Below are 7,509 nucleotides of genomic sequence, written 5' to 3' on the forward strand. Positions count from 1 at the left end.
TTCCTTCAGCAAGAAAGTCCTTAATAAACTCTTAGCGCAAGGACTACAGTTCACTGTAGCTAGCGCTCGTAGCGTTGTTTCTATGCAAGCTATTCTCAGCGGGTTGAATCTTAATCTCCCAGTTATCGAATTTAATGGTGCTTTTATTTCTGATTTTGAGTCTGGCAGACATGAAATCATTAATTCTATTTGTCCTGAGATAGTTGAAACTATCTATAAGCTTATTATTGAATTCGGTTTTGTTCCGTTTGTATCTAGTTTTAATGGTACAGAAGACTGTGTATCTTATAAAGATATAATTAACGATGGTATGCGTTGGTATCTTAACGATTGCTTGACAAAAAAAGACCGAAGATGGCGATCAATTGAAGATTTGACGCATTCTTTTCGTGATCAAGTCGTTTGTTTGACAGTTATTGGTAAGGCACAGCAACTGCTCGAACTTCAAGATGCCATTATTCAAGGATATGGAACTAGCGTAGAGACACATTTAATCCAGAACCAATACTCTCTAGGGTGGTACTGGTTAACAATTCATGACTCCAAAGCTACCAAAGACCAAGCTATTCGGACTCTGCTAGAGAATTATGGACTAGAGGAAAGTGAAATTGTTGTCTTTGGGGATCAAATTAATGATATTAAAATGTTCAAAATCGCTAATCACGCGATCGCCGTTTCTAACGCAGATCCATCACTCAAGCATTACGCAACAGCGGTAATTGGTTCTAACAAAGAAGATAGCGTAGTCAAATACATATCTCGGCATTGGTTGAATAAATACTGAGTTTAAATACTTAACCGAAAAAGTTAGATATACCTTTGTGCAGATGGAAATAACAAACAGTCTATTAGGGTTAAAATTGACAAAACTATTTGAAAATTAGCAATTTTTTTAACGGAAGCTCACAGCATCTGGTTTCTGCCTTAAGTTTAACAAGAGAAAGATAATGGATAAACGCAAACTTGGACGTTCAGAACTAGAAGTCTCACCTTTATGTTTCGGTGGTAATGTCTTTGGTTGGACAATAGATGAGGCAACTTCATTTAAAATTCTAAATGCCTTTGTAGAGGCTGGAGGAAATTTTATTGATACTGCTGATGTTTATTCCAAATGGGTTAGTGGTAATCAGGGTGGAGAATCCGAGACGATCCTAGGAAAATGGCTGCAACACGGTGGCAACCGTGATAAGGTGGTGATTGCAACCAAAGTAGGCAGTGATATGGGTTCTCAGGGCAAAGGTTTGTCGCGGAAGCATATTCTGCAAGCTATCGAAAACTCTCTACAGAGACTGCAAACAGATTACATCGATCTTTATCAATCACATCTAGATGATGAAACTGTCCCGCTTGAAGAAACTCTCGAAACTTATGGAGAGTTAATCCGTCAAGGAAAAGTGCGTGTGATTGGTGCTTCTAATTACAGTGCGACCCGTTTGTCACAGGCATTACAAATCAGTCAACAGCATGGGTATCCCCGCTACGAAAGTCTTCAGCCTCTCTACAATTTGTGCGATCGCGCTGATTATGAACGTGATCTCGAACCACTCTCTCTAAACCAGGAAATTGGTGTCATTAGCTATTTCTCTCTTGCTAGTGGTTTTCTATCTGGAAAATATCGTTCAGAAAAAGATCTCTCCAATAGTGCCCGTGGAAGTTTTGTCAAGAAATATTTAAATGAGCGTGGCTTGAGAATTTTGGAGGCGATTGACCAAGTTGCTAAAACTTACAATTCAACTCCTACTCAAGTATCTCTAGCATGGCTTATTGCACGTAAAAGCGTTACTGCTCCGATTGTCAGTGCCACAAATATTCAGCAGCTTAACGAAATTATTAAGGCTATTGATCTTAAACTTGACCCACAGTCTCTTGAGATTTTAGACAAAGCGAGTTCGACGAGTAGTTGATTGAAAATCGGCTTATGGGACTAGCCATACAATATGACTAGTCCCATCAACACCGCCTTAGCGTCTGCGGAAAGCTCTTCTGCTAAATTAAATAATAAAGAGATGCTTTGCGAGGATCGTTATCTTCAATGGATGCACAATGTTCACAAGTATTGGCGTCGTCACCCAACAGAGTGTAGGCGTAGCGGACAGCTTTAAGGGTGGCTGAATCCGTATCATCGTCCTCTTTTTCTAGGAAAATGTGGTCTGGTGGAAACCACTTTTCAAAACCAACATTGCTAAAAGACCGAAATAAGTCAGGACGGACTCCAGCAAGGAACACCATAATACCAAGCTTCTTGGCATCGCGCAGGAAGTGTTCTAGCCGCTCTATACAAACGATATCTGGGTTGCGTACGCGCTTTAGGCGCAAGACAATATAATGAATTCCTGACGAGATAGCGAAGCGCTGCGGCGTTGGCGAAGCCTCTCCGCTCTTGTGAAGCGCCGATCGCACGTTTTTTTAGCTGGTCGAGATAGCGATCAAGCTCTGGTGCTGCACCAAAGAATATCTCACCTTCAAGATCAAACAGGATGATCGAGGTGCAAGGTGGATCAAAACTCAGTCGTTCACGCACAATTCCTTCGCTGCTAACAACGAGCTCAGCCCCTTTGAGTTTAGCTGCACGCGGCACAAACAAGAGAATTGACAAGGCGACACCTGTTAAAATTGAATACTCAATGCCAACGAAAAGTGCTGTCAATGTCGTGATCACAACCAGAATTGCATCAAAACTTGAAGCCTGAAAGGTATAGCGCAACCGCTTGAGGTCAATCAATCGAGCAGCAGTAAGGATCAGCAACCCAGCAAGTGCAGCTTTTGGAATGTATTTCGTCAATGGAGCCAACGCTAACAGTGCCACAGCAACGATTATGGCTGTCAAAACGCCTGAAAATCTAGTCTTTGCGCCAGCTTGGTAATTGATCGCTGAGCGAGTCAAAGAGCCAGATCCAGGCAAGCATTGCAAGAAACCACCACCCAGATTTGCAAGCCCTTCAGCCATGCATTGACGATTGTAATCAAGCAATTGACCTGTTTGGTTAGCAATAGATTTAGCGATCGCTAGTGCTTCAAGCAAACCCAGGAAAGCAATAGCTAATGCACCGCTTGACATTGCTGGTATCCAGGCAAACTTGATCTCAGGGATATGGGGCAAGGGTAAACTTGCAGGCACAGATCCCGCTACCGCAATTGCTGTTTTGCCGCCGATACCGTGTACAGACCACCCTAATAAATAGCCAAGGATAGACATAAACACCAGAACAACGAGCATATCCATTTGTGGGAGCCTGTACTTACGCACTAGTTTTCGCAAAACTAAAGCAAGCACAACCGTCAAAATTGTGATGGTAAGAGCTTTATAGTTGGGGTTTCCTTGAGTCAGCGTCAACCACAGACGATAGAATATCTGTTGATGAGCTGTTCCCTTGTCACGGATGCCCAGTGAATTGGCGATTTGACCAACCGCCAACAAAATAGCCGCGCCAGTCATAAAGCCGAGAATCACTGACTCGGATATGTAGCGAGTTAAGTCTCCTAACTTGAAAACCGCGATCAGAATTTGGAGTGTACCGACTATGATACCCAGCAAAAACATTGCTTCATAGGCGTCGAGTCGGGCATCGGGTTCAATGAAAGCCAACGTACTAAAAACAACAAGTGATATAGCACTAGTCGGACCATTCACCAGATGAGAAGACGAGCCGAAGATGGAAGCAATGGCTGTGACAAAAATCGCTGAATACAGACCAAAGCGTGGATCTACCCCGGCGATAAGTGCATAAGCTATACCTTGTGGCAAGGCGATCGCAGCTACAGTCAAGGCAGCGATCAAATCTGCTCGACCTTCGTCCCAGCTATAGTTAAAATAGTTTTTTAAAAAATACATTGTTAATTACGAATGAGAAATTATTATGTCATGCTCGGATAGCGCTTTACTTCGCTTTTGGTTTATAGACCAGATCGATGATGCCGTTGTCAGCGAAAAATTTCTGTTTAGCATCGTCCCAGTCCTTCGCTATAAGCGTGATCGGGAAGAGTTGAATCTGAGGAAACTGAGCACGATATTTAAGCAAAATATTTGGGTTAATCGGACGATAGCCAAATTTTGCAATTGTCTCTTGTGCTTGATCAGTAAAAAGAAATTGCAAATAAGCTTTAGCGTCAGCCTCAGTTTTGTGATGAGTGATATTCGTATCAACCCAAGCCACATACGGTTGAGCCAAAATGCTAGCGGGTGGATAAACAATTTCAAGTTCACCTTTTGCTTCGGCTACTTCCCTAATCGCTTCGTTTTCCCAAGTTAGGTGTACATCACCGATTTTTTCAATAGCAAAGTTTGTTGCTGAAGCGCGTGCGCCAGCATCAAGTACGACAGTGTGTTGATAGAATGACTTAAGACGAAACTAGTCCACACAGAAGTCTTGACCGCTGCATTATAAACACCCGTGGACTCTGGACCCATAAAAGACCCTATCATCACCGTATCGGTTTGACTCAAAAGTTGCGATGATGCTTGCTGGATTAACAGAACCAGCGCGACTGCTAACCACTCTTTGTACGCATAAACTGGAGTAGCTGATACGAAGTTGCGATTTATCTTCTGCCATAACAATGCAAACTGGAAACCAAGGACTACCAGAAACATTACCGTGGCAACGTCAATCATCCGTAAGCTTGTAAGCACGCCGTTCCGATGCCATAGTAGAAATCCGCTACACAGGATTAACACTGGCAATATAATTTGGGATGGTATAAAAGCTAGCGGAATATCCTCCATAGCCCTAGCACTTTCTTGCTGCAACGTTGCTAAAGCCTGTAATAGCACCAACCCCATCCCGTATATAAGTGGTACAGCATAGACAAAGGGATGGTAATCGTTAATAACTGTGAGCGCGAAAGCTGCAATGCAAGCCAGCAAGCAACTAGCAAGCACTGTTAGAACCCAACTACCGCGAAAGATCCCGTGCAAACGTCCCCAGTCATTTTTCACCCGGTATTGTGGAATTAAACGCAGAATCGTACGCGGCAAACCTAGTCCAGCAAGAATCGCTAACAATAACGACCAGGACATGATATATTCATAAATCCCATACTCGGTCTTCCCCATCCATTGGGCTAGGGATATTTGAAGCAGATATACCAGTGCAAGACCACTCGCTTGGATAATCAGAGCGATCGCGGTATCTTTTGCTAACGTTACTATCTGAGTGTTTCCTTGAGCTTGAGAAACGGCAGAGTTAGTCATAGTTTTCAATCCAGAACTTAAATATTGTTGAACTCCACCACTGCCACAGTTTAAGAATTGCAAAGAGTTAGAATAAAATATCTCCCATAGCCCATGTGGATTTAACAACCTCAGGCTGCATCCTCAAGGCTTTAAACAAGTAATTCTATTCATTAATTGCATCAAAAGAGCCTGCTTGTGTTTGAAACATGTATCATACTTTTTTCCAACCTAAATATTTGTTAGCTGTAAAAGCTACGGCTCCTTACGAGGGTACTTAGTTTAGAGTTTTTTATCAGGCGAGGTAGGAATTGATTAATATCGCTAATATAAAGAATACACTAAAATTATCCATTTAGCGTATTTACTAATCATGGTATTTGAAATAGTTGGTGGCTCATATCAGGCGAAACTATCCGTCTCGCTTTGAACACGTCAGCGCCCGTGATGAAATTAGCGCTCAAAATTGCTCCCATACGCGCTTGACTTCTACATGCTCCTTTCCAGGCACTACTTTATATATGTCTGGATTTGTCAATCCCTGCCACTCAGTAAAGCCTATGTGTTCATTGAAATGTTTCAATAGTAGCGGAACCCCCGAAAAAAAGTCTGAGAGTAAAGCGGCTTGTAACTTACCCTCGTGTGTAAGTGGGGCATCAGGTTGTTGTCCTGATGATTGACACTGCCTGACCACATACAAAACTTTATCAGTGCTGTGGGCTAGTTCAGATTTCATTAATTGTGCTAGTAACTGATAATCATTAATTGTACTAATAACTGATAAAATTACAGTAATTTTCCACAAAAACGTCCCAGTGGTTGGCGGTAGTCGTACCGTCTACACCTTCGGATAAGAGTACTGTCGCTTGAGGGTTTTTTATCACGATACAGTACGTTCTGTAAAGCAACGAAATAACCTTAGCTGTCAATTGCAGTGAAGAATCTGGGAAAAGCGAAACAACAAAACAATTGTTAACTAATAACTACTAACAACGCAAAATGTCAAAACAAACTATTAATCTTGATAACCAACTCTACAATTACCTGTTATCTGTTTCTATACGGGAGAATGCACTTCTTCAGAAGTTACGAGATGAAACAGCCAATTTGCCTCAAGGTAGAATGCAAATTTCTCCAGAACAAGGGCAGTTGCTCGGTCTTTTGGTGCAGTTACTTGGAGCAAAGAAAACTCTAGAATTAGGGGTTTTTACGGGTTATAGCTCCCTTTCTGTAGCCTTGGCTTTACCTGATGATGGTAAGATTATTGCTGCTGATGTGAGTGAAGAATTTACTGCCATTGCCCGGCGTTATTGGCAACAAGCAGGTGTTGCTCATAAAATTGATTTGCGATTAGCACCAGCATTAGAAACTCTAGATGACTTGCTAGCATCAAACCAAGCTGAGACATTTGATTTTGCGTTCATCGATGCTGATAAAGAAAATTATGATGCATATTATGAGCGTGCTCTGCAACTAGTACGTCCTGGTGGGTTGATTGCGATTGATAATGTTTTATGGTCGGGGCGAGTGGCTGATCCGCAAGTTCAAGATCAAAACACTCAAATTATTCGGAATCTAAACAAAAAATTACATCAAGATGAACGGGTAACGCTTTCCTTAGTTCCTATCGGTGATGGATTGACATTAGCACTTAAGCGAGGATAAAACAGGGCTTTGGTTGTCTGTGTGGAATAAATCTAGAGGGAGGATTCCAAAGGAAGCAAAAACTTTGATAGCCCTCATCCCCCTAACCCCTTCTCCCAACCTTGGGAGAAGGGGAGATAGAACTATTTAACACCCGATACCGTACCCGATAAAATGTCATTTCCGGCTAATAATAGATTCTGGAGTAATTGCAGCATACTGTTCACGAGTCAGTAATACTTTCTCAAGATCCAGAGGCTTAGGCAACAAACCTTCTTTGTAGAAGTAATCAATGACTCGCTGTTGTGACTTGATGCGCTCAGAATCTATTTGACTGAGTTGAAAAGATGAGCGGCTATTAACCTTTTCCTGTATGTCTAAATCTAGTTTTGTTTCAGGTATAAGTAGCTTTGCTGTCTCTTTGGGATTTTCATCCGCCCACTTACTTATCTTTTGAATTTCTTCAATGACAATTTTTAACAGATCTAAATTTGCCTCTGCAAATTTACGAGCGCCGATATAATAGCCACCAGGAAGATCCAAACCTTGAGAATCTCGCAATATCTGAACTTTTTTATCTCTTTCACCAATAGCTAGAAACGGATCATAACCAACCCAGACAGGAATTTTACCTTGGAAAAATGCGCTAGCAGCGTCTACGTTGGATATACTGATAGGTTGAATATCACTGTATT

7 protein-coding genes and 2 pseudogenes are annotated in these 7,509 nt (G+C 41.9%); 3 read left to right on the forward strand and 6 right to left on the reverse strand.

Annotation, left to right across the window (positions count from 1 at the left end; genetic code table 11):
* Together G4P69_RS34390 and G4P69_RS34395 are read left to right on the forward strand one after the other, a co-directional pair.
* On the forward strand, nt 1-784 hold a 784-nt coding region (locus G4P69_RS34390), incomplete at its 5' end, for an HAD-IIB family hydrolase (RefSeq protein WP_208354401.1).
* A gap of 163 nt (nt 785-947) precedes the next feature.
* On the forward strand, nt 948-1,904 hold the full coding sequence (locus G4P69_RS34395; RefSeq protein WP_208344705.1) for an aldo/keto reductase: 957 nt from the start codon (nt 948-950) through the stop codon (nt 1,902-1,904).
* A gap of 82 nt (nt 1,905-1,986) precedes the next feature.
* Here G4P69_RS34395 and G4P69_RS34400 read toward each other — a convergent pair whose 3' ends face one another.
* The 5 genes and pseudogenes from G4P69_RS34400 to G4P69_RS34420 form a co-directional block, all read right to left on the reverse strand.
* On the reverse strand, nt 1,987-2,316 hold the full coding sequence (locus tag G4P69_RS34400) for an STAS domain-containing protein (protein ID WP_208344704.1): 330 nt from the start codon (nt 2,314-2,316) through the stop codon (nt 1,987-1,989).
* Nucleotides 2,201-3,832 carry a SulP family inorganic anion transporter gene (locus tag G4P69_RS34405; RefSeq protein WP_208354402.1) on the reverse strand — a complete coding sequence of 544 codons (1,632 nt, stop codon included), beginning with the start codon at nt 3,830-3,832 and terminating at the stop codon, nt 2,201-2,203. Before G4P69_RS34405 ends, G4P69_RS34400 begins: the two co-directional genes overlap by 116 nt.
* A 46-nt stretch (nt 3,833-3,878) precedes the next feature.
* Nucleotides 3,879-4,277 (reverse strand): annotated as a pseudogene (locus tag G4P69_RS34410) (substrate-binding domain-containing protein); the annotation flags it as partial.
* Nucleotides 4,247-5,191: an oligosaccharide flippase family protein gene (locus G4P69_RS34415; RefSeq protein ID WP_208354412.1), complete on the reverse strand. Its 945-nt coding sequence runs from the start codon at nt 5,189-5,191 to the stop codon at nt 4,247-4,249. The pseudogene G4P69_RS34410 and the gene G4P69_RS34415, both read right to left, overlap by 31 nt.
* Nucleotides 5,192-5,630: 439 nt before the next feature.
* Nucleotides 5,631-5,975: a histidine phosphatase family protein gene (locus G4P69_RS34420; protein ID WP_243903137.1), complete on the reverse strand. Its 345-nt coding sequence runs from the start codon at nt 5,973-5,975 to the stop codon at nt 5,631-5,633.
* 194 nt (nt 5,976-6,169) lie between these two features.
* Here G4P69_RS34420 and G4P69_RS34425 point away from each other — a divergent pair, with 194 nt between their 5' ends.
* On the forward strand, nt 6,170-6,835 hold the full coding sequence (locus tag G4P69_RS34425) for a class I SAM-dependent methyltransferase (protein ID WP_208354414.1): 666 nt from the start codon (nt 6,170-6,172) through the stop codon (nt 6,833-6,835).
* A 156-nt stretch (nt 6,836-6,991) separates the two neighbouring features.
* Here the strand turns inward: G4P69_RS34425 and G4P69_RS34430 are convergent.
* Nucleotides 6,992-7,509: pseudogene (locus G4P69_RS34430) on the reverse strand (sulfonate ABC transporter substrate-binding protein); the annotation flags it as partial.

The organism is Aetokthonos hydrillicola CCALA 1050 (assembly GCF_017591665.1).
Classification (GTDB): Bacteria; Cyanobacteriota; Cyanobacteriia; order Cyanobacteriales; family Nostocaceae; genus Aetokthonos; species Aetokthonos hydrillicola.